Source organism: Agromyces zhanjiangensis (assembly GCF_040496055.1).
Taxonomy (GTDB): Bacteria; Actinomycetota; Actinomycetes; order Actinomycetales; family Microbacteriaceae; genus Agromyces; species Agromyces zhanjiangensis.
This window is the reverse complement of record NZ_JBEPKB010000002.1, coordinates 559,348-581,976: the sequence shown is the minus strand read 5'-3', so window position 1 is coordinate 581,976 and position 22,629 is coordinate 559,348. Positions and strand designations below refer to the sequence as shown.

26 protein-coding genes are annotated in these 22,629 nt (G+C 72.6%); 21 read left to right on the top strand and 5 right to left on the bottom strand.

Annotated elements, in window-relative coordinates; translation table 11 throughout:
- Positions 1 to 81 precede the first annotated feature (81 nt).
- The 3 genes from ABME02_RS05915 to nirB are packed head-to-tail and all read right to left on the bottom strand — an operon-like array spanning position 82 to position 4,609.
- Complete coding sequence (locus tag ABME02_RS05915) at positions 82 to 1,212, bottom strand: uroporphyrinogen-III synthase (protein ID WP_353814326.1); 1,131 nt, start codon at positions 1,210 to 1,212, stop codon at positions 82 to 84.
- Positions 1,209 to 1,985, bottom strand: a complete 777-nt coding sequence (cobA, locus tag ABME02_RS05910) for a uroporphyrinogen-III C-methyltransferase (RefSeq protein ID WP_353814325.1) — start codon at positions 1,983 to 1,985, stop codon at positions 1,209 to 1,211. The genes ABME02_RS05915 and cobA overlap by 4 nt, the downstream gene beginning before the upstream one ends.
- Positions 1,982 to 4,609 carry a nitrite reductase large subunit NirB gene (gene nirB / locus ABME02_RS05905; protein WP_353814324.1) on the bottom strand — a complete coding sequence of 876 codons (2,628 nt, stop codon included), beginning with the start codon at positions 4,607 to 4,609 and terminating at the stop codon, positions 1,982 to 1,984. Before nirB ends, cobA begins: the two co-directional genes overlap by 4 nt.
- Before the next feature lie 201 nt (positions 4,610 to 4,810).
- Here nirB and nirD point away from each other — a divergent pair, with 201 nt between their 5' ends.
- On the top strand, positions 4,811 to 5,161 hold the full coding sequence (gene nirD / locus ABME02_RS05900; protein WP_353814323.1) for a nitrite reductase small subunit NirD: 351 nt from the start codon (positions 4,811 to 4,813) through the stop codon (positions 5,159 to 5,161).
- Positions 5,158 to 5,868: a sirohydrochlorin chelatase gene (locus ABME02_RS05895; protein WP_353814321.1), complete on the top strand. Its 711-nt coding sequence runs from the start codon at positions 5,158 to 5,160 to the stop codon at positions 5,866 to 5,868. The genes nirD and ABME02_RS05895 overlap by 4 nt, the downstream gene beginning before the upstream one ends.
- Positions 5,869 to 5,887: 19 nt before the next feature.
- Here the strand turns inward: ABME02_RS05895 and map are convergent, their stop codons facing one another.
- On the bottom strand, positions 5,888 to 6,655 hold the full coding sequence (gene map, locus ABME02_RS05890) for a type I methionyl aminopeptidase (RefSeq protein WP_353814320.1): 768 nt from the start codon (positions 6,653 to 6,655) through the stop codon (positions 5,888 to 5,890).
- An 86-nt stretch (positions 6,656 to 6,741) separates the two neighbouring features.
- On the opposite strand from map, the gene ABME02_RS05885 reads away from it, so the two are divergent.
- From ABME02_RS05885 to ABME02_RS05840, 10 genes are all read left to right on the top strand, one after another.
- Complete coding sequence (locus tag ABME02_RS05885; RefSeq protein WP_353814319.1) at positions 6,742 to 7,263, top strand: hypothetical protein; 522 nt, start codon at positions 6,742 to 6,744, stop codon at positions 7,261 to 7,263.
- 216 nt (positions 7,264 to 7,479) lie between these two features.
- Positions 7,480 to 7,827 (top strand): 50S ribosomal protein L19, encoded by a 348-nt coding sequence (rplS, locus tag ABME02_RS05880; protein ID WP_353814318.1) that lies wholly within the window; start codon positions 7,480 to 7,482, stop codon positions 7,825 to 7,827.
- Between the two features lie 80 nt (positions 7,828 to 7,907).
- A complete protein-coding gene (lepB, locus tag ABME02_RS05875) occupies positions 7,908 to 8,654 on the top strand; it encodes a signal peptidase I (RefSeq protein ID WP_353814317.1) in 747 nt (248 codons plus the stop codon).
- Position 8,655: 1 nt separating this feature from the next.
- Positions 8,656 to 9,342 carry a ribonuclease HII gene (rnhB, locus tag ABME02_RS05870; protein WP_353814316.1) on the top strand — a complete coding sequence of 229 codons (687 nt, stop codon included), beginning with the start codon at positions 8,656 to 8,658 and terminating at the stop codon, positions 9,340 to 9,342.
- A 6-nt stretch (positions 9,343 to 9,348) separates the two neighbouring features.
- Positions 9,349 to 9,672 carry a DUF2469 family protein gene (locus ABME02_RS05865; RefSeq protein ID WP_155843385.1) on the top strand — a complete coding sequence of 108 codons (324 nt, stop codon included), beginning with the start codon at positions 9,349 to 9,351 and terminating at the stop codon, positions 9,670 to 9,672.
- A 102-nt stretch (positions 9,673 to 9,774) separates the two neighbouring features.
- Positions 9,775 to 10,131, top strand: a complete 357-nt coding sequence (locus ABME02_RS05860; RefSeq protein ID WP_353814315.1) for a YraN family protein — start codon at positions 9,775 to 9,777, stop codon at positions 10,129 to 10,131.
- Complete coding sequence (locus ABME02_RS05855) at positions 10,131 to 11,711, top strand: YifB family Mg chelatase-like AAA ATPase (RefSeq protein ID WP_353814314.1); 1,581 nt, start codon at positions 10,131 to 10,133, stop codon at positions 11,709 to 11,711. Before ABME02_RS05860 ends, ABME02_RS05855 begins: the two co-directional genes overlap by 1 nt.
- Positions 11,708 to 12,982 carry a DNA-processing protein DprA gene (gene dprA / locus ABME02_RS05850; RefSeq protein WP_353814313.1) on the top strand — a complete coding sequence of 425 codons (1,275 nt, stop codon included), beginning with the start codon at positions 11,708 to 11,710 and terminating at the stop codon, positions 12,980 to 12,982. The genes ABME02_RS05855 and dprA overlap by 4 nt, the downstream gene beginning before the upstream one ends.
- A 49-nt stretch (positions 12,983 to 13,031) precedes the next feature.
- Positions 13,032 to 13,952, top strand: a complete 921-nt coding sequence (locus tag ABME02_RS05845; protein ID WP_353814312.1) for a phosphodiesterase — start codon at positions 13,032 to 13,034, stop codon at positions 13,950 to 13,952.
- Positions 13,953 to 14,010: 58 nt separating this feature from the next.
- Positions 14,011 to 14,937 (top strand): tyrosine recombinase XerC, encoded by a 927-nt coding sequence (locus ABME02_RS05840; protein WP_353814410.1) that lies wholly within the window; start codon positions 14,011 to 14,013, stop codon positions 14,935 to 14,937.
- A 12-nt stretch (positions 14,938 to 14,949) separates the two neighbouring features.
- On the opposite strand, the gene ABME02_RS05835 is transcribed toward ABME02_RS05840, so the two are convergent.
- Positions 14,950 to 15,522 carry a murein hydrolase activator EnvC family protein gene (locus tag ABME02_RS05835; RefSeq protein WP_353814311.1) on the bottom strand — a complete coding sequence of 191 codons (573 nt, stop codon included), beginning with the start codon at positions 15,520 to 15,522 and terminating at the stop codon, positions 14,950 to 14,952.
- Positions 15,523 to 15,803: 281 nt separating this feature from the next.
- Between ABME02_RS05835 and rpsB the strand changes: the two genes are divergently transcribed.
- The 9 genes from rpsB to ABME02_RS05790 all read left to right on the top strand — a co-directional run bounded on the left by rpsB (position 15,804) and on the right by ABME02_RS05790 (position 22,589).
- On the top strand, positions 15,804 to 16,721 hold the full coding sequence (gene rpsB / locus ABME02_RS05830) for a 30S ribosomal protein S2 (protein WP_353814310.1): 918 nt from the start codon (positions 15,804 to 15,806) through the stop codon (positions 16,719 to 16,721).
- A gap of 45 nt (positions 16,722 to 16,766) precedes the next feature.
- Complete coding sequence (gene tsf, locus ABME02_RS05825) at positions 16,767 to 17,597, top strand: translation elongation factor Ts (protein WP_353814309.1); 831 nt, start codon at positions 16,767 to 16,769, stop codon at positions 17,595 to 17,597.
- 161 nt (positions 17,598 to 17,758) lie between these two features.
- Positions 17,759 to 18,490 (top strand): UMP kinase, encoded by a 732-nt coding sequence (gene pyrH, locus ABME02_RS05820; RefSeq protein WP_155843377.1) that lies wholly within the window; start codon positions 17,759 to 17,761, stop codon positions 18,488 to 18,490.
- Between the two features lie 30 nt (positions 18,491 to 18,520).
- Complete coding sequence (frr, locus tag ABME02_RS05815; protein WP_353814308.1) at positions 18,521 to 19,075, top strand: ribosome recycling factor; 555 nt, start codon at positions 18,521 to 18,523, stop codon at positions 19,073 to 19,075.
- A gap of 11 nt (positions 19,076 to 19,086) precedes the next feature.
- Positions 19,087 to 20,070, top strand: a complete 984-nt coding sequence (locus ABME02_RS05810) for a phosphatidate cytidylyltransferase (RefSeq protein WP_353814307.1) — start codon at positions 19,087 to 19,089, stop codon at positions 20,068 to 20,070.
- 41 nt (positions 20,071 to 20,111) lie between these two features.
- Positions 20,112 to 20,666: a DivIVA domain-containing protein gene (locus ABME02_RS05805; RefSeq protein WP_353814306.1), complete on the top strand. Its 555-nt coding sequence runs from the start codon at positions 20,112 to 20,114 to the stop codon at positions 20,664 to 20,666.
- A gap of 50 nt (positions 20,667 to 20,716) precedes the next feature.
- Complete coding sequence (locus ABME02_RS05800) at positions 20,717 to 21,487, top strand: aggregation-promoting factor C-terminal-like domain-containing protein (RefSeq protein ID WP_353814305.1); 771 nt, start codon at positions 20,717 to 20,719, stop codon at positions 21,485 to 21,487.
- Positions 21,488 to 21,531: 44 nt separating this feature from the next.
- Positions 21,532 to 21,840 carry an Rv1322 family protein gene (locus tag ABME02_RS05795; RefSeq protein WP_195760732.1) on the top strand — a complete coding sequence of 103 codons (309 nt, stop codon included), beginning with the start codon at positions 21,532 to 21,534 and terminating at the stop codon, positions 21,838 to 21,840.
- 11 nt (positions 21,841 to 21,851) lie between these two features.
- Positions 21,852 to 22,589 carry an alpha/beta hydrolase gene (locus ABME02_RS05790; RefSeq protein WP_353814409.1) on the top strand — a complete coding sequence of 246 codons (738 nt, stop codon included), beginning with the start codon at positions 21,852 to 21,854 and terminating at the stop codon, positions 22,587 to 22,589.
- Positions 22,590 to 22,629: the final 40 nt, after the last annotated feature.

The following is a 22,629-nucleotide window of genomic DNA, read 5'->3' as shown; positions in this document are numbered from 1 at the left end:
CGTGTTTCCCCGACCGGCGCGGGTGGTGAACTTCGTGTTCCCACCTGCTCACCCATCCCCGAGGTCGATGTGAGGTCATGGTCAGACGTCGATCCGGTACCCGCGCTTGACCACGGTCGAGATGAGGCCGGGCACGCCGAGGGTCTGCCGCAGGCGGCTCAGGGCGACCTCCAGCGCACGCTCGTCGGCGCCACCCGGCATTCCGGCGGCGAGGCGCTCGCGTGCGACGACGGACCCGCGGGCCCGGACGAGCGAACGGAGGATCGAGAGCGCGACGGGCGGCAGCGCCACGCGGCGTCCGCGCACCTCGACGACCGAGCCCCGCAGCGCGAGCGGTCCGTGCTGCGTCTCGAGCCGGAGGACCCGCTCCTCCTCGAGGTGCTCGCACACCTGGCGGATCATGGCGCCCATACGGTACCGGTCCGGCTGGAGCGGGTGGATCCCGGCCGCGACGAGCGGCGCGGAGGTCACGGGCCCGACCGTCGCCGCGACCACCGGCCCGCGCATCGCGTCGACGAGGTCGTCGTACCTGCCGCGGGCCTCGGCGGCCATGAGCAGTGCGTGCACGGCCGGCGCGCTCGTGAACGTGATGCAGTCGAGGCCGCCCGTGCATGCGGCCTCGATGAGTCGGTCCACGCGCTCGTCGGTGAGGTCGGGATCGATCCAGCGGTACGGCTCGACGGTGAGGACCCGGTCGTGCGCGTCGCGCAGTCGGTCGAGGGCGTCGGGGGGCAGGTACCCGTGCAGCTGCACCGCGACGGTGAGGCCCGGCGGACGCGTCGCGAGCACTTCGTCGATGAGCGACTCGGTGGTCTCCTCGGCGCTCATGCCGACGTCGTCGAGGCCGGCCGCGCGGATGCCGCCGCGCGCCTTCGGGCCGCGGACCAGGATCGCGGTGCGCCCGAGCGCGTACAGCAGGTCGTCGCCGAGCCCCGCGGCATCCGCCACCTCGAACCAGCGTCGGACGCCGTACGCCGTCGTCGCGAGGAGCACGTCGGGCCGGGCCTCGATGATCGCGCGCGTGTCGGCGATCACGGGCTCGTCGGAGCTGGCGTTCGCCATGCGGATGGTCGGCGCGTGCACCACTTGGGCGCCGCGACGCACGAACGCGTCGATGAGGTCCGCGGATCGGCGGTCGCTCGTGACGCCGATCCGGAACCCCTCGAGCTGGTCGGGCCGGAACCCGATCGTCGCCTCGACGTGGTCCGTCATGCGGCCGCCCCTGCGAATCCGGCCGCGCGTTCCATGAGCTCGGCGGCGGTGCGGTCGCCGTCGTGCGCGAGCCGCACCACCTCGCCGACCACGATCACCGCGGGGGAGGCGACACCCGCGAGCCCCGCCGCCGGGACGATGCCGGCGAGGTCGGCGACCGTCGTGCGCTGGTCGCAGCGGAAGCCGCGCTCGATGATCGCGACCGGCATCGATCCCGCCATGCCGTGGCGGGCGAGCCCTGCGGCGAGCTGCGGGAGCGTGCCCACCCCCATGAGCACGACGATCGTTCCGCCGAGACCGGCGAGGTGGCGGAGCTCGTCGTCGCTGAGCGGCGCGTGCCCGGACACCACGGTGAAGAGGCGGCTGATGCCGCGATGCGTGAGGGGGATGCCGGCGGCGCCGGGCACGGCGACGGCGCTCGTCACGCCCGGGAGGACCTCGACGGGCACGCCGGCCCGGTGGCACGCGAGGACCTCCTCGCCGCCGCGCCCGAAGACGTAGGGGTCGCCGCCCTTCAGGCGGACGGCGTGGCGGCCCGCGAGCGCGTGCGCGACGAGGAGGGCCTCGATCTCCTCCTGCGGCATGGCGTGATGGCCGGGCTGCTTGCCGACGTCGACGAGCTCGGCGTCGGGCGCGAGCTCGGCGAGGCGTGCGTGCGGCGCGAGCCGGTCGTACAGCACGACGTCCGCCGAGCCGAGCGCTCGGACGGCCGCGACGGTGAGGAGCTCCTCGCGCCCGGGACCGCCGCCGACGAGCGTCACGCGCCCGGTCACGCGTCGGCCCCCCTGACCGGGATGGTGGGTCCGGCGACGAGCACGGCCTCGCCGCGGGCGATCTCGTCGGGCCGGGCCGGCCGGAGCTGGCCGCGCTCCTCGACGCGGGCGAGCGCCGAGACGGCCGCGCCTGCGGCGTCGTCGGGGTCGGGGGCGTTCACGAACGGTCGGAAGCGGCGGAGCCGCTCGGGGTCGGCGAGGGTGGCCGCCCACTCGTCCTCGTACGTGTCGACGTGCGTCGCCATCGCCGCCTCGAGTTCGTCGGCGAGGCCGAGCGAATCGTGCACGACCACGTCGCGGACGTGGTCGAGGCCGCCTTCGATGTCCTCGATCCACCGGGCCGTGCGCTGCAGGCGGTCGGCGGTGCGGATGTAGTACATCATGTAGCGGTCGACGTAGCGGATGAGGGTCTCGTCGTCGAGGTCGCTCGCGAGCAACTGCGCGTGCGTGGGCTGGAACCCGCCGTTCCCGCCGACGTAGAGGTTCCAGCCCTGGTCGGTGGCGATCACGCCGACGTCCTTGCCTCGCGCCTCCGCGCATTCGCGCGCGCAGCCCGAGACGCCGAACTTCAGTTTGTGCGGCGACCGCAGCCCCCGGTAGCGGAGCTCGAGGCGGATCGCCATCGCGACCGAGTCCTGCACGCCGTAGCGGCACCAGGTCGAGCCGACGCAGCTCTTCACGTTCCTGAGCGCCTTGCCGTACGCCTGGCCCGACTCGAAGCCGGCGTCGATGAGCCGCTTCCAGATGTCGGGGAGCTGGTCGAGCCGGGCCCCGAACAGGTCGATGCGCTGGCCGCCGGTGATCTTCGTGTACAGCCCGAAGTCGGTGGCGACCTGCGCGATCACGGCGAGCTTCTGCGGCGTGATCTCGCCCGCCGGGATGCGCGGCACGACCGAGTACGTGCCGTCCTTCTGCATGTTCGCCATGGCGCGGTCGTTCGTGTCCTGGAGGCCGCCGCGGCCGCCGTCGAGGATGTACGAGCCGTGCTGGGCGGCGAGCACCGAGGCGACCACCGGCTTGCACACGTCGCAGCCCCGCCCCGTGCCCAGCCGGCCGATGATCTCCTCGAACGAGGTCAGCTCGAGCACCCTGACGGACTCGAAGATCTCCTGCCGCGAGATCGGGAAGTGCTCGCAGAGCGCGCGCGAGACCGTCTTGCCCGATTTCTTCAGCTCGGCTTCGAGCAGCTTCTTCACGAGCGGCACGCACGACCCGCACTGGGTGCCCGCGCGCGTGCAGGCCTTGAGCGGCCCGAGCTCGGCGCAGCCCTCGGCGTGCTCGCCGTGCGGCCCGTTCACCGCGTCGCGGATCGTGCCGGCCGCGACGTTGTTGCAGGCGCAGACCAGGGCGGATGCCGGGAGCTCGTCGCCCGCGGGCGCCTCCATGCCCGACGCCGACAGGTAGGCCGCGGGCTCGCCCGACAGCTCGGTGCCGAGCAGCGGCCGCAGCGACGCGTACGGCGAGGCGTCGCCGACGAAGATGCCGCCGAGCAGCGTCTTCGCGTCGTCGGTCATGACGAGCTTCTGGTACATGCCGCGCGCGGGGTCGGCGTAGACGATCTCGAGGGCCTGATCGGTCCTGGCGAGCGCGTCGCCGAAGCTCGCGACGTCGACGCCCGCGAGCTTCAGCTTCGTCGCGTCGTCGACCGTCGTGAACTCGGCTGCGCCGCCCAGCAGCCGGTCGGCGACGACCTCGGCCATCGCGTTCGCCGGGGCGACGAGGCCGGTGCAGCGGCCCTCAAAGCTCGCGACCTCGCCGATCGCCCAGACGTGCGGGGCGGATGCCGCGCAGCCCGTGTCGATCGCGACCCCCCCGCGCGGCCCCAGCTCGAGCCCCATCGCCCGAGCCAGCTCGTCGCGCGGCGTGATCCCGATCGCGAACACGACGAGGTCGGCGTCGACGCGGCGGTCGTCGGTGAGCTCCACCCCCACGACGCCGCCGCTGCCCGTGAGCACCTTCGCGGGGCGGACCCCGAGGTGCAGGTCGATGCCCTGGCCGGCGATGATGCGCCCGAGGGCGCGCCCGGCGCCCTCGTCGAGCTGCGCCGACATCAGCCAGGATCCGGAGTGCACGATCGCGGCGTCCGCACCGAGCTTCGCGAGGCCGCCCGCGGCCTCGAGGCCGAGCAGGCCGCCGCCCGCGACGACCACGCGTGGGGCGCGGCCGAGGCGCGCGGAGAGCTCGCGCGTCTCCGCCACGAGGGAGTCGACGTCGTCGATCGTGCGGTAGACGCGGATGTGCTCGCTGCCCGGGATCGGCGGCACGGGTGCGCTCGAGCCGGTCGCGAGGACGAGTTCGTCGAAACGGAGTTCCACCCCGTTCGCCGTCGTCGCGACGCCGGCCGCGGCATCCACCTCGGCGACGTGCTCGCCCGTGATGAGGCGCACGGAGCCCTCGGACCACGGCGTGGCGGGCAGCGCGAGGTCGGCGGTGGTGTCGGCCAGGCGGGTGCTGAGCGCGACCCGGTCGTACGGGGCGTGCACCTCGTCGGCGACGACGGTCAGGCGGAGCGTGCGGCCGCCGTCGCGGGCGTGCAGGCTGTCGGCCAGTCGGTGGGCGGCGGGCCCGCCGCCGACGACGAGGACGTCGCGCGGGGCGACGGCGTCGATCTCGGTGTCGTTCATGGCTCCTCCGGTCCTGGGTTGACGGTGAGCGTACGGCGGCGCGGTTTCGCCCCTGTTTCGGAGCCGTAACACAAGCGCTCGGGGACCTTGCATGACGCCGCGCGTCATGTGAGGGCGGTTTCACCCCGGTGAAACACCAATGGCGGGGTCGGGGAAACATCCGATCCGTAGCGTCGGTGGCGACGACGAGGAGGACCCCAGATGACGTCGACGATCGAACTCACGACCCGGTGGATCCGCGCCTGCGGGATCGCCGACCTCGAGCCCGGTTGGGGCGAGGTGGCGCTCATCGGGTCGCGGCTCGTCGCCCTCGTCAGGGTCGATGACGAGGAGGTGTACGCCGTGGACCACCACGACCCGCACACTGGAGCACCGGTCATGGCACGTGGCATCGTGGGCTCGCGCGCCGAGCGGCCCACCATCGCGTCGCCGTTGCACAAGGAGGTCTACGACCTCGGCACGGGGGAGTGCTTCACCGACCCGGCCCTCGGACTGCGCACGTTCCGCACGCGCGTCATCGGCGGGATGCTCGAGGTGGAGGTCGACGCGTGAGGCGCGCGACGGTCATCGCGGCATCGCATGGCACGTCGTCTCGGGCGGGCCGTGCCGCGGTCGCGGCGCTCGTCGCCGAGGTGCGCGCATCGGCGCCCGTCGGCTGCGACGTGATCGACGCGTTCGTCGACGTCCAGGAGCCCGACGTGGCCACCGTGCTCGAGGCCGTCGGCGACGACGCCGACGTGACGGTCGTCCCGCTCCTGCTCTCCGCCGGCTACCACGTGCACGTCGACCTCGCAGAGGCGGCCCACGGACGTCGCACCGGTCTCGCCGGCGCGCTCGGGCCCGATGAGCGGCTCGTCGACGTGCTCGTCGAGCGTCTCCGCGAGGCGGGGCTGGCGCCCGGCGACCGCGTCGTGCTCGCGGCCGCGGGGTCGAGCGATGCCCGGGCGGTCGAGGACTGCCGTGCCGTCGCCCGCAGGCTCGGCGAACGCCTCGGCCGGCTCGTGACGATCGGGTTCCTCTCCGCTGCGCGGCCGACGCTCGCGGAATCCGTCGGCTTCGCCCGTGCCACCCACCCGCTCTCGCGCATCGTGGCGGCGACGTACCTGCTCGCGCCCGGCCACTTCCACGACCTCGCGGCGTCGGCCGGCGCCGACGTGACCGCGGCGCCCCTGCTGCGCGCGGATGCCGCACCACCGCCGGGAATCGTCGAGCTCGTCCTCGACCGCGCCGGGGTCGGGGCGCCGAGCCCGGTCGCGTAGGGCGGCTCTTCCGGCGGGCTCAGCCCCGCCGGGTCAGCACGATCGGGTCGCCGTCGGTGATGGCGACCGTGTGCTCGGAGTGCGCCCCGCGCGAGCCGTCGACGCTCCGGAGCGTCCAGCCGTCGGGGTCCGTGAAGATGCGGTCCGTGCGGTGCAGGAACCACGGCTCGATCGCGACGACCAGGCCGGGCTTCAGCGGCAGCCCGCGCCCGGGGCGCCCGTTGTTCGGGATGTGCGGGTCGCCGTGCATCGTGCGGCCGACGCCGTGGCCGCCGAAGTCGGTGTTGATCGAGAGGCCCTCGGCCTTCGCGACGTCGGCGATCGCGCGCGAGATGTCGCCGATGCGATTGCCGGGGCGCGCGGCGGCGATGCCCGCGTCGAGCGCGCGCTGCGTCGTGTCGATGAGCCGCAGGTCCTCGTCGCGCGGGGTGCCGACGACGATCGACACCGCCGAGTCGGCGACCCAGCCGTCGACCGAGGCGGCGAAGTCGAGGCTCAGCAGGTCGCCGTCCTGCAACCGGTAGTCGTGGGGGAGGCCGTGCAGCACGGCGTCGTTGACCGAGGTGCAGATGACCTTCCCGAACGGGCTGGCACCGAACGACGGGTGGTAGTCGATGTAGCAGCTCTCCGCGCCGGCCTTCCGGATCATCTCGTGCGCGAGCGCGTCGAGCTCCAGCAGGTTGACGCCGACGGCCGCAGCCTTCGACGTCGCCTCCAGCACGCTCGCCACGAAGCGGCCCGCGGGACGCATCTCCTCGATCTCGGCAGGGGTCCTCAGTTCGATCACGCTCATCCTCTCCGCCTCCCATTCTGGCGGCTCCGCCCTGAGTGAACACCCGGCCGGCCCCCAGCGGCCCCAAGTACGCTGGGCGCATGCTCATCCGACGCGGGTTCTACCGGTGGCAGTTCGCCGCCGCGATCGTGCTGCCGGTCTGGTTGCTCCTCGGCTACGCGATCTTCGGCTCGAGCGGGTGGGGCGTGCTCGGCCTCATGTTCGCCACGCCCGTCGCGTTCGTCATGCTCGGCATCGTCGCCCTGCTCGTGGCCGCGCGGCCCGACGTGCGCCAGGCGAAGGCGGTCGCCTGGTCGGATGTCGCGGTGCTCGGCGCCTGGCACCTGCTGATCGTCGCCGCGGGATTCTACGGACCGACCGGCATCACCTTCGCCGTACTCGCGATGGTCGGCGGCATCGCCGCGTTCTGGTACGCGATCTGGCGGCTCCTCCGCGACGGCGCACGCCGCGTGCGCGCGACGATGGACGAGTACGAGCGCCTCGTCGCCGAGGGCTCGACCGCCCAGCGCGTCGGCGGCGACCCGCGGCGGACGCCGGCCGACGACGCCGGCGAGGTCATCGTGATCCGCGAGGAGCGGCGCTGGGAGGAGCCGCGGGGCTGACCCGCGTCCGCCTCCGTCCCCGCCGCGTCGGGTCGGGGCATCCGTTCAGCGCTTTTGGCCGGGAGCCATCCGATCTGGCAGAATGGTTGTTCGTGCCGTCGCATGGCTCTGCCTCCGGGGAGCCCGCACGTCGCGAGTGATCGCGCGAACGGCACCGAACTCTTCTTCCAATCAGATCCGCGTTCGACCGGTGGCGGGCGCAGAGAGCGAACCATCATGCACATCCTCGACCACGTCGACGCCGCGAGCCTCCGCTCGGACATCCCGGACTTCCGCCCGGGCGACACCGTCAAGGTGCACGTCAACATCGTCGAAGGCACCCGTTCGCGCATCCAGGTCTTCCAGGGCGTCGTCATCGGCCGCTCGGGCGAGGGCGTGCGCGAGACCTTCACCGTCCGCAAGATCAGCTTCCAGGTGGGCGTCGAGCGCAAGTTCCCGGTCCACTCGCCGGTGATCGACCACATCGAGGTCGTCACCCGCGGTGACGTCCGTCGCGCCAAGCTCTACTACCTGCGCGAGCTCCGCGGCAAGAAGGCGAAGATCAAGGAGAAGCGCGAGAACTGATCGGCCCGCGCGCCGTTCCGAACGCGTCATCCGCTCGAGCTCCTCACCCCTAGACTGGGGCGGGGAGCTCGAGCCGTTTCATGACTGAAGACACACGTACGCAGCGCGACGAACGCGCCACCTCCGGGGCGTCCTCGCGCCGCCGGAGCACACTGCTGTTCCTCCGTGACCTGGTGGTGATCTTCCTGGTCGCCGTGCTCGTCTCGTTCCTCATCAAGACGTTCCTGATCCGGTCGTTCTTCATCCCGTCGCAGTCGATGGAGGAGACGCTGATGCAGGACGACCGCATCATCGTCAACCAGCTCGTGCCCGAGGTCACGCCAATCGAGCACGGCGACGTCGTCGTGTTCAAGGACCCGGGCGGGTGGCTGCCCGCTCGCTCCGAGGAGGCGCGCCCGCCGCTCGTCGCGGTCGTCGACGGCTTCCTCGCGTTCGTCGGACTCGCCGCGCCCGACTCCAACGACCACCTCGTCAAGCGGGTCGTCGGCCTCCCGGGCGACCACGTCGTGTGCTGCAACGCGCTCGGCCAGATGACCGTCAACGGCGTGCCGCTCGACGAGCCCTACGTCGCGCTGCCGCCCGGCGAGACCAAGGTGTCGCGCGACGACTTCGACGTGACCGTCCCCGACGACTCCCTCTGGGTCATGGGCGACAACCGCTACAACTCGAAGGACTCCCGCTATAACACGGGGACGCCGCTCGAGGGCTTCGTGCCGATCGAGAACGTCGTCGGTCGCGCCGTCGTGGTGAGCTGGCCGATCTCGAACTGGGCCTGGCTCGACAACTACCCCGAGGTGTTCGCGGGCGTCGACGAGGGGACCGGCTGACGTGCCTCCCGCCGGGGTGCCGACGCTGAAGCTGGAGCGCGACCTCCTGGCCGGGGGAGCCCCCGTCGTGCTCGCGTGCGACGAGGTGGGCCGCGGGGCGCTCGCGGGCCCCGTGACGGTCGGGATCGTCGTGATCGACACGACGGTGAAGCGGATGCCGGCGGGCCTGCGCGACTCGAAGCTCCTGCCCGAGCCGAAGCGCGAACTGCTCGCGCCGCGTGCAGCATCGTGGGTCCACGCGTCGGCGGTCGGCGAGGCGAGTGCCGAGGAGATCGATCGCCTCGGCATCATGGCGTGCCTCGGCCTCGCCGGCGCGCGGGCGTTCGCCGCCCTCGGTGTCGACCGCGGGCTGGTCGCGGGCGCACCGCTGGTGCTCGACGGCAACTACGACTGGCTCAGCCAGTCCATCGAGCACCGGGCGCAGGTCATCACGCGCATCAAGGCCGACCGCGACTGCGCGTCGGTGTCCGCGGCATCCGTCATCGCCAAGGTGCACCGTGATCGGGGCATGCGCAGGGCGCACGACGAGACGCCGCTCTACCACTGGCACGAGAACAAGGGGTACTCGAGCGCCGCGCACTTCGCCGCGATCGCCGAGCACGGGCCGAGCGCGCTGCACCGGCGCACCTGGCTGCACGACCGGTCGCCCGAACCGGCGCCGTCGCTGTTCGACCTCGAAGTAGGATGATCCACGATGGATGAGGACGAGTTCGACGACTACGACCGTGAAGTGGAGCTCGCGCTGTACCGCGAGTACCGCGACATCGTCACGCAGTTCAAGTACGTGGTCGAGACGGAGCGGCGCTTCTATCTCGCGAACGAGGTCGAGTTGGTGCGCCGCGACACCGAGCACGATTTCTACTTCGAACTGTCGATGAAGGACGTCTGGGTCTGGGACGTCTACCGAGCCGACCGCTTCGTGAAGTCGGTGCGCGTGCTGACCTTCAAGGACGTGAACGTGGAGGAGCTCGCCACGCGCGAGTTCGAGCTTCCGAAGGACCTCGCGCTCGAGGAGTAGCCGGGCTGCGAGCCGTCCTCCACCGGCCTCCGGTCGACGGGTTCGGCCACGGACCCGTCTCGACGCGCCCTGCCGTCGCCGCCCGATCGCGACGCTGGGCCCATGGCCCACAACATCGAACTCGGGCGGCGCGGCGAACAGGTCGCGGCCGACCACCTCGAGGCGCGCGGCATGCGCGTCATCGACCGCAACTGGCGCTGCACGCACGGCGAACTCGACCTCGTGCTGCGCGACGGCGACTGCACCGTCTTCGCCGAGGTGAAGACCCGCACCGGACCGGCCTTCGGCCACCCGTTCGAGGCGATCACCGAGATGAAGCTCGCCCGCCTGCGTCGCCTCGCCGTCGCGTGGTGCGAGGCGAACGACCATCAGGCCGCGCGCATCCGCATCGACGCCGTCGCGGTGCACGCGCCGTCGTCGGGGCCGGCGATCATCGAGCACCTCCAGGGCATCGGCTGATGGCCGTCGCACGCACCAGGGCGATCGCCCTCGTGGGGCTCTCCGGGTCGGTCGTCGAGGTCGAGGCCGACCTGTCGAGCCAGCTCCCGGCCTTCGTCATCATCGGCCTGCCCGACACCGCGCTCGGCGAGGCGCGTGAGCGCGTCCGCTCGGCCGCCGGGAACGCGGGGTGTCCGCTCCCCGCGCGGCGGTTGACCGTGAACCTCTCCCCGGCGTCGTTGCCGAAGCACGGCTCGGCCTTCGACCTCGCGATCGCGCTGTCCTGCCTGGCTTCGGCGGGCACGGTTGACGCGGAGTCCGTCGCCCGATTCGTGCACCTCGGCGAGCTCGGGCTCGACGGGCGGCTCCGCCCGACGCATGGGATCCTGCCCGCGGTGCTGGCCGCGGCGCGCGCGGGGTGCGAGCGGGTGATGGTGCCGACCGCGAATGCCGCCGAAGCCCGCCTCGTGCCCGGCGTCGAGGTGGTCGCCGTGGCGAGCCTCCGCGAGGCGGTGGAACGGCACGGCGGCGAGCCCGGGGCGGAGACCGGCAGCGTCGGCGGGTCGGCCGTCGAGGGCGACGCGTCGGAGCCGCCGTCGGGTGCCATGGCGCCCGATGGAGACCTCGCCGACGTCGTCGGCGGCGACGAGCCGCGCCAGGCGCTGCTCGTCGCGGCGGCCGGCGGTCATCACCTGCTCCTGGCCGGACCGCCGGGCGCGGGAAAGACGATGCTCGCGTCGCGTCTGCCCGGCATCCTTCCCGACCTCTCGCCGGAGGCGGCGCTCGAGGTCGCCTCGCTGCGCTCGCTCGCCGGCCACCCGATCGGCGAGACGCTGTCGGTGCGCCCGCCGTTCGAGGCGCCGCATCACACCGCGAGCGCTGCGGCCATGGTCGGCGGAGGGAGCCGGGGAATCCGCCCGGGCGCCGCCGCGCGCGCATCCCACGGCGTGCTCTTCCTCGACGAGGCGCCGGAGTTCCCCGCCGGCGTGCTCGATGCGCTCCGCCAACCGCTCGAGTCGGGCCGGATCACCATCCACCGCGCGAACTCCGTCGCCACCTTCCCCGCCCGATTCCAGCTCGTGCTCGCGGCGAACCCGTGCCCCTGCGGCGGCGGGGACTCGCCGGAGGAGGGCTGCGCGTGCCCGCCCGCGACCAGGCGGCGGTACTTCGCGCGCATCTCCGGGCCCCTGCTCGATCGCGTCGACTTGCGACTGCCCGTGCACCGGATCACGCCGTCGAGGCTCAAGGTGGAGCGGGATCGGGTCGGCGAGCCAGGGACGACCCCGACCATGACCTCGCAGGAGGCGCGCCGGCTCGTCGTGCAGGCGAGGGACGCCGCGGCGCGGCGGCTGGCCGGCACGCCCTGGCGCACCAACGCCGAGATGCCCGGGCCATGGCTCCGAGGCGACGGCGGACTGCATCCCGGCCCGGCGGCGACCCGCGCGCTCGATCGCTCGCTCGAGCGCGGCGGCGTCACGATGCGGGGCTACGACCGGGTGCTCAAGGTCGCCTGGACGATCGCCGATCTCGATGGCGCCGACCGCCCGGACGCCGAGCACGTCGGACGCGCCCTCGCCATGCGCTTGGGGACCGCGGCATGAGCGGCGATCCGCTCGGCGCCCTCGCGCGCGGCGCCGCCGACGCGCTGACCGCGGTCAGGGCGTGGTCGGGCTCGACCGCGTCGAGCGACCCCGAGGCGGCGGTCGCGGCCGCGCTGCTCGGCTACCTCTCCGAGCCCGGCGACGGCGTGCTCGGCCGGGTCGTCGGCGTGCTCGGCGCCCGCCGGGCCGCGACCGGGCTCCTCGCCGTTCGGCCAGGGCCCGAGCTGGCCGAGGAGGTCGCGGCTCGCGCGCCCGGCGGGGTCGATGTCCCGAGTCCCCGTGAACTCTCCGCCGGACTCGCGCGGTGGCTCCCCAGGCTCGACGCGGCCGCGTTCGCCCGATCGATCGCGCAGGCCGCGCGCGTGCGCGCGCACCTGCTGCTCCCCGACGACGACGCGTGGCCGGACCGGGTCGACGACCTCGGCGCGCACGCGCCGCTCGCACTGTGGGTCCGCGGACGTCCGGCCGCGCTCTCCGAGTCGCCGTCCATCGCCCTCGTCGGCGCACGCGCCGCGACCGGATACGGCGAGCATGTCGCCATCGAGTCCTCCGCCGGGCTCGTCGACCGCGGGTTCGCCGTCGTCTCCGGCGGCGCGTACGGCATCGACGGCACGGCGCATCGGGCGGCGCTCGCCGCGGGCGGCACCACTGTGGCATTCCTGGCCGGGGGCGTCGACCGCTACTACCCGGCCGGTCACGAGACGCTGCTCGGCCGCATCGCCGACACGGGCGCGGTGGTCTCCGAGCTGCCGTGCGGCGCGGCACCGACGCGCTGGCGCTTCCTCCAACGCAACAGGTTGATCGCCGCCGCGGCCGGCGCGACGGTCGTGCTCGAGGCGGGCATGCGATCCGGGTCGCTCAACACCGCCGGTCACGCGGCGACGCTCGGGCGTCCGCTGGGGGCGGTGCCGGGGGCGGTCACGAGCCCGGCGTCGGCCGGATGTCACCGCCTGCTCCGCGAGTTCGACGCGGTCTGCGTCACGGATGCCGCGCAGATGGCGGAACTCGTCACGGTCGACGGCGGCGGGCGCGACGGGGACGGAACGCGTCGGGTCGGCGCGCCGGCACGTCAGCACGTCCTCGACGGGCTCACCTCGGAGGAACGACGCGTGCTGGATGCGCTCGGGGTGCGCCGCCGGCGCACCATCGACGAGCTCGTGCGATCCACCGGGATGGGGTCCGGCGCCGTCATGGGCGCGCTCGGGGCCCTGGACGCCACGGGCCTCGCGGCCCGATCCGACGAGGGCTGGGTTCGGCGACCCCCCGATTGAGGCTCGGCTTCACGTGGACGGTGGTTCTAGGCTGGCGGCGGAGGCAGACATGGATCATCCTCGGCTCGGCAGGTACCCCGCGGCACGTCACGTGATCGCGCACCTCAGCGACACGCACCTCCTCGAGGGCGGTGCCCGACTCGGCGGTCGCGCCGACACCGTCACCCAACTCGAACACGCATCTGAGCAGATCGCCCGAATGGCGGGCGGACTCGACGCGATCCTCGTCAGCGGAGACATCGCCGATCTCGGCGAGGAGGACGCCTACCATCGCGTCCGTGCCGCGCTCGACCCCGTCGCCGCGGCGACCGGCGCTCGGGTGATCTGGGTGATGGGAAACCACGACGAGCGGGCGCCCTTCCGGCGCGTGCTCCTCGACGACGACAGCGGCGACGAGAGCCCCGTCAACCAGGTGATCGACCTCGATGGCCTGCGCATCGTCGCGGTGGATTCGAGCGTGCCCGGGTACCACCACGGCATCCTCGAAGCCGAGACGCTGGACTGGCTGGACGCCGTGCTGGCCGAGCCCGCGCCGAACGGGACGATCGTCGCGCTGCACCACGCCCCCATCGCGACGCCCCTGGCCCTGATGGACGTCCTCGAGCTCAGGCGGCAGGACGAGTTCGCCGAAGTCCTGAGGGATCGCGACGTCCGCGCCATCCTCGGAGGGCACCTGCACTACCCGACCCAGGGCACGTTCGCCGGGATCCCCGTCTCCGTGGCCGGTTCGCTCGCCTACACGATGGACCTCTCCGCGCCCGCGCGCCACCTCGTCGGCATCGACGGCGGCAGGTCGTTCTCGCTCGTGCACTGCTTCGACGACGCCGTCGTCACGTCCGTGGTCCCGGTCGGGACGTTCGGCGAGATCACCAGCTTCGGCGAGCAGTTCCTCGCCGAGGTCGAAGCCCTCGACGAGGAGGGCCGGCTCGACCGCTTCTCGCGGAAGCGGGAATGGGTGACGGATGGCTGATCCGGCGGAGGATGGCTCGTCGCGGATTCTGGCGCGCACCGCCGTCCGCCCGACGGGCATGGACGACGCCGTCGACGCCTACCTCGAGCACGTCCGCCTCGAGCGCGGCCACTCGGAGCACACCGTGGCGGCCTACGCATCCGACCTCGCCGACCTGGGGCGGTTCGCCGAGCACCGTTCGGCGACCGGCGTCGACGCCGTCGACCTGGACCTGCTGCGCGACTGGCTCTGGGAGGCGACCGAGCGGGGCCTCGCACGCGCCACCGTGGCGCGGCGCGCCGCCTCCGCTCGGGGGTTCTGCGCCTGGCTCGAACGCACGGGCATCCTCCCGGTCGACCCGGCCGCCCGCCTTCGCGCCCCGCGCGCGAAGCGCACCCTGCCCCGCGTCGTGGCGGCGCCCGCCGTCGCCACGCTGCTCGACGGCCTGCAGGCGCAAGCCGCGGAGGGCGAGCCGGTGGCCGTCAGGAACCTCGCCGTCGTCGAACTGCTCTACGCGTGCGGGCTCCGCGTCTCCGAACTCGTCGGGCTCGACGTCGACGACGTCGACCGGGGGAATCGGACGGTCCGCGTCACGGGCAAGGGGGCGAAGGAGCGCGTCGTGCCGTACGGCGCCCCCGCCGCCGCCGCGCTCGACCGCTACCTCGCCTCCGCTCGACCGGCGCTCCTCGCCGCCGCGGCGACGGCGGGCGGATCCGCTGCGGAAGCGGGCCGAGCGGTCTTCGTCGGCGTCCGGGGAGCGCGTCTCGGCGTCCGGAGCGTGCACCGCCTCGTCGCCGGACTCCTCGCGGAACTTCCCGGGTCCGGCCCGGCCGGCCCCCACGCCTTCCGGCACAGCGCTGCGACGCACCTGCTCGACGGCGGCGCCGACCTCCGCGCCGTGCAGGAGTTCCTCGGGCACGCGAACCTCGGCACGACGCAGATCTACACCCACGTCTCAGCCGAGCGGCTCAAGCAGACCTACCGCACGGCGCACCCGCGCGCCTGACGAGGCGGACGCTCACCCGCCCATCGGGAGGAGCACCGCGCGCGGCACGCCGCCGAACCACAGCAGCGGGGAGACGTACTCGCCGTGCACGCGCACGCCGAGGTGCACGCACTCGTCGTCGCAGTGACCGCCCGTCGCGACGATCGCGACCGGCTCGCCGGCCCGCACCGGCACGCCCGCCGTCACGGCGGCGGCCACCGGCTCGATCGAGCTGACGACGCCGTCGCCGTGGTCGATCGAGAGCACGCCACGGTCGGCGACCGGCCCGGCGAATGAGACGACGCCGGACGCCGGGGCCACGACCGTGCTGCCGGGTGCGGCCGCCAGGTCGATTCCGCGGTGTCCTGCGGCGTAGGGCGTCGGCGGGGCCCGGAACGACGCGACGACCAGCACCGGTGGTCCGACCGGCCAGGTCCACCGATCGGCGATCGGTCCGAGGGGGACGCTACCGGGTGACGCCGCGATCGATCCGGGCTCCGCCGTCGCGGAGGCGGACCCCGGTGCACCCAGGACGACGAGGAGCGCAGCGAGGACGCCTGCGACGCTCGCCGCGACGACGGAATCGGGGACGGGGGAGAGGCGCATGCGTCGAGCGTGCTGCGCGCGCCATCCGATCGTCGGCCGGCGCATCACCTGGTGCTCGGGCCGCGCACCGGCGCCACTGGTGAGGAGGGGTCGCCGAGCCGCGCCGTGATAGCATGACCGGAGCGCCCCGCCTGTCGGGGCGACTACGCGTGCCCATTCGGCCACCGACTCCACTCAGTCCAGTTCGCAGCTCTCCGAGCGCGAGCCGGCGGAGCCGTGCCGGGCACCAGGGCTTCCGACCGCCGGTTGGAGCATCAACTGAGAACAGAAGGAGTACGGCCATGGCCGTCGTCACCATTCGCCAGCTGCTCGACAGCGGCGTGCACTTCGGGCACCAGACCCGCCGTTGGAACCCGAAGATGAAGCGCTTCATCTTCACCGAGCGTTCCGGCATCTACATCATCGACCTCCAGCAGTCGCTCGCCTACATCGACAAGGCCTACGACTTCGTCAAGGAGACGGTCGCCCACGGCGGCACCATCCTCTTCGTCGGCACCAAGAAGCAGGCGCAGGAGTCGATCGCCGAGCAGGCCACGCGCGTCGGCCAGCCGTACGTCAACCAGCGTTGGCTCGGCGGCCTCCTCACGAACTTCGCCACGGTCTCCAAGCGCCTCGCGCGCATGAAGGAGCTCGAGGAGCTGGACTACGAGGGCACCACCTCGGGCTTCACCAAGAAGGAGCTCCTCCTCAAGAAGCGCGAGCTCGACAAGCTCCACAAGTCGCTCGGCGGCATCCGCAACCTCTCGAAGACGCCGTCGGCGCTCTGGGTCGTGGACACCAAGAAGGAGCACCTCGCGATCGACGAGGCCAAGAAGCTCGGCATCCCCGTCATCGGCATCCTCGACACCAACTGCGACCCCGATGAGGTCCAGTACCCGATCCCGGGCAACGACGACGCGATCCGCTCGGTGAGCCTGCTCACCCGCATCGTCGCCGACGCCGCGGCCGAGGGCCTCATCCAGCGCCACCAGAAGCCCGAGGAGGGCGAGGAGGCGGAGCCGCTCGCCGAGTGGGAGCAGGAGCTCCTCAAGGCCGGCTCGGAGACGACGCCGGAGCAGGCCTCCGCCGAGACCGAGAAGGTCGCGGAGACCGAGACTGAGGCGAAGGCCGAGGCCGCCGAGGTCGTCGACGAGGCGGCCACCGAGGTCGCCGCGACCGAGTCCGAGGCCGACGCCGCGGGCGCAGCTGCCGCCGAGTAGTCGGCACCCCCAACCCACTCCGAAACGACAGGGAGTCCATTCCACATGGCCAACGTCAGCATCGCCGACATCAAGGCGCTCCGCGAGCAGCTCGGAACCGGCATGACCGACACCAAGAACGCGCTCGTCGAGGCCGACGGCGACATCGAGAAGGCGACTGAGATCCTCCGCCTCAAGGGCGCCAAGGGCAACGCCAAGCGCGCCGACCGCTCGACCTCCGAGGGCCTCGTCGCCGCCGCCGAGAACGGCGACGGCACCGCGACCCTCATCGAGCTCGCGTGCGAGACCGACTTCGTCGCCAAGGGCGACAAGTTCGTCGGCCTCGCCGACCGCGTGCTCGCGGCCGTCGCCGCGGCTCGCGCCGAGACCGTCGAGGCCGCCCTGGCCGCGCCGGCCGAGGCCGGGACCGTCGCCGAGCTCATCGACGGCGAGGCCGCGATCCTCGGCGAGAAGGTCGAGCTCCGTCGCGTCCGCCTCGTGAAGGGCGAGCACTTCTCGATCTACCTGCACAAGACCTCGAAGGACCTGCCCCCGCAGGTCGGCGTGGTCCTCGGCTACGCGGGAGACGACGCGGAGACCGCGCGATCGATCGCGCAGCACATCTCGTTCGCCGCGCCGGAGTACCTCACCCGTGAGGACGTCCCGGCCGAGGCGGTCGAGAAGGAGCGCGCGCTCGTCGAGCAGATCACCCGCGAGGAGGGCAAGCCCGAGGCCGCCCTCCCGAAGATCGTCGAGGGTCGCCTCGGCGCGTTCTTCAAGCAGGTCGCGCTGCTCGAGCAGGACTACGCGAAGGACAACAAGCTGTCCGTCGGCAAGGTCGTGCAGGACGCCGGTCTGACCGTGAGCGACTTCGCTCGCTTCAAGGTCGGCGCGTAACACGTGCCAGGGGAGTCCGGACCGCATCGCGCGGTCCGGGCTCCTTTGCTGTGTCCGGATGCCGCGGTGACGCGGATCGGGGGCAGAGCGGTCCCGCCTGCACTGCGGCGCGGGCCCGGAACCACTAGTTTTGACTCCCAGAGGGGAAGGATCGATCGGGGATGACGGAACACACGCGCAGGGTGCTGCTCAAGTTGTCGGGCGAGGCGTTCGGCGGTGGCGCACTCGGAGTCAACCCCGACGTGGTCAGCTCGCTGGCACGCGAGATCGCCGACGCGGCGCGGACCGTCGAGGTCGCGATCGTCGTCGGCGGCGGCAACTTCTTCCGCGGCGCCGAACTCAGCCAGCGCGGCATGGACCGCGGGCGCGCCGACTACATGGGCATGCTCGGCACCGTCATGAACTCGCTCGCCCTCCAGGACTTCCTCGAGCAGGCGGGCGCGGAGACGCGCGTCCAGTCCGCGATCTCCATGACGCAGGTCGCGGAGCCCTACATCCCGCGACGTGCCGAGCGGCACCTCGAGAAGGGCCGCGTGGTCATTTTCGGCGCCGGCGCCGGGCTGCCGTACTTCTCGACCGACACCGTCGCCGCGCAGCGCGCGCTCGAGATCGGCGCAGATGTCGTCCTCGTCGCCAAGAACGGCGTCGACGGCGTGTACTCCGACGACCCGCGCACGAACCCCGACGCCCACAAGATCGACCGGATCAGCTACCAGGAGGCGCTGCAGCGCGGCCTCAAGGTCGTCGACTCGACGGCGTTCAGCCTCTGCATGGACAACGGCATGCCGATGCAGGTCTTCGGAATGGAGCCCGCGGGCAACGTGACGAAGGCGATCCTGGGCGCCGAGCTCGGCACCGTCGTCAGCAACGGCGAGCCGAACACCGATCGATAGACTGTCCCGAGCCCGAGAGAAGGAGTCCCCGTGATCGCGGATGTACTGTCCGAAGCAAGTGCACGCATGCAGAAGGCCGTGGAGGTCGCCAAGGACGACTTCGCCTCCGTCCGCACCGGCCGCGCCAACCCCCAGCTCTTCCAGAAGATCATGGTGAGCTACTACGGCACGCCGACGCCGCTCGCCCAGCTCGCCTCGCTCGCGAACCCCGAGGCGCGCACGCTCGTCGTCACCCCCTACGACAAGTCCGCGATGAAGGACATCGAGCAGGCGATCCGCGACACGCCCAACCTCGGTGCCAACCCGTCGAACGACGGCAACATCATCCGCGTCACCCTGCCCGAGCTCACCGAGGAGCGCCGCAAGGAGTTCGTGAAGATCGTGCGCTCGAAGGCGGAGGATGCGCGGGTGTCCGTCCGCAACATCCGTCGCAAGGCGAAGGACGACCTCGAGGCACTGAAGGGCGAGGTCGGCGACGACGAGGTGGTGCGCGGCGAGAAGGAGCTCGAGCACGTCACGAAGTCCCACGTCGACCAGATCGACGAGGCGCTCAAGCGCAAGGAAGCCGAACTCCTCGAGGTCTGAGGGGCCACACCATGACGGGCGTCCCTGATGGGGAACGGTCGGACGCCGACGACCAGCGGCATTCGACGCGCGACGACATCCGCGCGCAGATGCATGCGCGGCGGGTGGACCTCGAGCGCCAGTTCGAGGCATCCCGCGCGCAGTTCGACGAGGCGCAGGAGCGCATCAACGCGCGGACCGGGCGCAACCTGCTGCTCGCCATCCTGATCGGCCTCGCGTTCGGCGGCACCCTGCTGCTCAGCCTCCTGGTCTTCAAGGAACTGTTCATGGTGTTCGCGGTCGTCGTGGCCGGGTTCTCCAGCTCCGAGCTCGCCGCCGCGCTGAAGCACGGCGGCTACCGGGTGCCGCGCATCCCGACCGTGGTCGCAGCCGTCGTCGCCGTGCCCGTGGCCTACTACGGCGGCCCGGCGGGGCAGCTCGTCGCGGTCCTCGCCGGCATGGCGCTCGTCGTGCTGTGGCGCCTCGCCCAGCAGGCTTCGGCGAGCGTCCGGGCCGAGACCACGGGCCTCGGCCGCGACCTCGGGGCGGGTGTCTTCGTCCAGGGGTACGTCACGTTCCTGGCCACGTTCGCGGTGGTGCTCACCGCGGCCGACGGCGGCCAGTGGTGGACGCTGGCGTTCATCATCACCGCGGTCGCCGCCGACACGGGCGCGTACGCCTCCGGCCTCGCGTTCGGGAAGCACCCGATGGCGCCGGTGATCAGCCCGAAGAAGACCTGGGAGGGCTTCGCCGGCGGCGCGTCCGCGAGCCTGATCGCCGGCGTCCTGCTCGCGCTGTTCATGCTCGGGCAGCCGTGGTGGTTCGGCCTGGTCTTCGGTGCCGCCATCTTCCTGTCGGCGACCCTCGGAGACCTCGCCGAGTCGCTCATCAAGCGAGACCTGGGCATCAAGGACATGAGTTCGTGGCTGCCGGGCCACGGCGGCTTCCTCGACCGGCTCGACTCGATCCTTCCGTCGGCGGCCGTCGCGTTCGCCGCGTTCCAGATCTTCGGATGAGCGTGCGCGAGGAACCGGTGCGCGTGCGCGATACTGGTGCGGTGGATGCCACGTTCCCCCGGGCCCGCAGGAATCAACTGGGCTACAAGACCGCAGAGGTCGAGGATTTCCTCCAGCGCGCCCGTCGCGCCTACGACGGGCGCCCCGACCCCGACGATCAGGGTCTCGATGCCGAGCGCATCCGCCTGACCGCGTTCTCGATGCAGAAGGGCGGCTACTCGACCTCCCACGTCGACGCCGCCATGGAGCGGCTCGAGGACGCCTTCGCGTTCCGCGAACGGCAGATCGCCTCGCGGCTGCACGGCGACGAGGCGTGGCTCGCCGAGGCGCGTACGACCGCGCAGGTGGTGGCGAACAGGCTCGCTCGTCCCGAGGGCGCCCGCTTCGACCGCGTGAGCTGGCTCGCCGTCGGCTACGACGTGCACGAGGTCGACGCGTTCGCCGATCGGCTCACCCGGTACTTCCGCGACGGGTGGCCGATCGCGATCGACGACGTGCGCGCGGTCGTGTTCTCCGCCCAGCGCGGCGGTTATCGCGAGGCGCAGGTCGATCTCGTGCTGGACGCCGTCGTCGACGTGATGCTCGCAGTCCGGTGAGCGGCTCGGGGTTCGACCGGGGGGACTCCCTCCGTTACACTCGTCCAATCGTGGGCAGGCATTCGGGTGAGTACGACGACATGCCGATGGATGCCGTCCGCGAGCGCTGGGCGCGCGCCGACGCGGCCGCCGCGACCCGATCGCTCCGCCCGCAGGCTGCGGCGCGCCCGACCCGGCCGACGCAGCGCGTCGAGGCCCCCGGGCCGAGGCGATCGACGCAGCGGGGGAGCGTGACCGGCCCGGTCAAGCAGGCGGCGACGGTGGTGTTCGCCTTCGCGGCATCCGTCAGCTTCCTCCTCGTCAACGTCGTCGATCCCTACTCGGGCGCGACGGCCACCTCGACCTACGTCCCGGTCGACCGCTTCGGCGGCGAGGCCACGCAGGAGGTCGAGCTCGCAGACGGGTACTCCTCGCTCGCGGTGGCTTCCGAGGGGTACGTCGTCGAGGCGAAGCCCGAGGAGCCCGAGCCCGAGGCCGCGGCCGCCGCGGGCTGGGCGCCGCCCGCGGTGGTTCCCGATCCGGGCAGCGCGCAGGCGTACGGCGCGCAGGCGGTCGCCGCTCGCGGTTGGCCGACGACCGAGTTCGACTGCCTCGTCGCGCTCTGGAACAAGGAATCCGGATGGCGCGTCAACGCCTACAACGCCTCGAGCGGCGCGTACGGCATCCCGCAGGCGCTTCCCGGGTCGAAGATGGCGACCGCCGGTGCCGACTGGGAGACGAACGCGGCCACGCAGATCGAGTGGGGCCTCGGGTACATCCAGGCCCGCTACGGCACGCCGTGCGGCGCGTGGGCGCACTCGCAGAGCGTCGGCTGGTACTGATCCGCCCGCCGCGCGGCATCCGCCCCGAACCGTAGACTGGACCGATGGCCCGCTCGCACCGCTCCCGTGGTCGCGCCGCGAAGGCGCGTGAGCCGCACCCGGAGCTCGATGTCGCGCGGATGACGGCCGGCTGGCGCCGCACCGAGGTACGCGCCGGGCGCGAATGGAACGTGCAGCCCGTGTCGGAGGCGCAGGCCGTGAAGGCCTACCTCTGTCCGGGCTGCGGGCTCGAGATCGACCCGGGTGTCGCGCACCTGGTGGCCTGGCGCGCCGACGGCGTCCTGGGCGACGCGGCCGACCTGGCCTCTCGACGACATTGGCACACCCACTGCTGGAGGATCGGACCCACGTGACCGACGACACCATGACCGAGATCCGCGCCGGCGTCATGCTGCCCGCGCACCGCGAGGAGATCGAGCTGCGCACCGACGACGGGCTCCGCCTCGTCGGGGAGCTCGCGACCCCCCTCGACCGCGCGCCCGTTGCGACCCTCGTGACGCTGCATCCGCTGCCCACGGCGGGCGGATTCATGGACTCGCACATCCTGCGCAAGGCCGCCGCCCGGCTTCCCGCGCTCGCCGGTCTCGCGGTGCTCCGCTTCAACACGCGCGGCACGAGCTCCGTGCGCGGCACGAGCGAGGGCGAATTCGGCCACGGCGTCAGCGAGCGAGCGGATGTCGCGGCCGCGATGCGCCTGGTGGCCGAGCGCGGCCTGCCGAACCCCTGGCTCGTCGGCTGGTCGTTCGGGACCGAGCTCGCGCTGAAGTACGGCCTCGAGCACGGCATCGCCGGCGCGATCCTCCTCTCGCCGCCATTGCACCGGACGAGCGATGAGGAGCTCGCGCGCTGGCGTTCGGCGCCCGTTCCCGTCGTGGCGCTGATCCCCGAGCACGACGACTACCTCAAGCCGGCCGAGGCCGCCCAGCGGTTCGCGGGCCTGCCGAACCTCACGCGGATCGACGTCGAGGGCGGCAAGCACCTCTGGGTGGGGGAGTCGCAGACCCGCCGCGTGCTGGACGAGATCGTGCGCGCGGTGAACCCGGCGGCGCTGCCGCTGGCGACGGAATGGCCCGCGGCATCCGTCTCGACCGCCGAGGCGTGACCCCGGCGCGTCACGGTTCGCGATGCGGCGACCGCGGCCC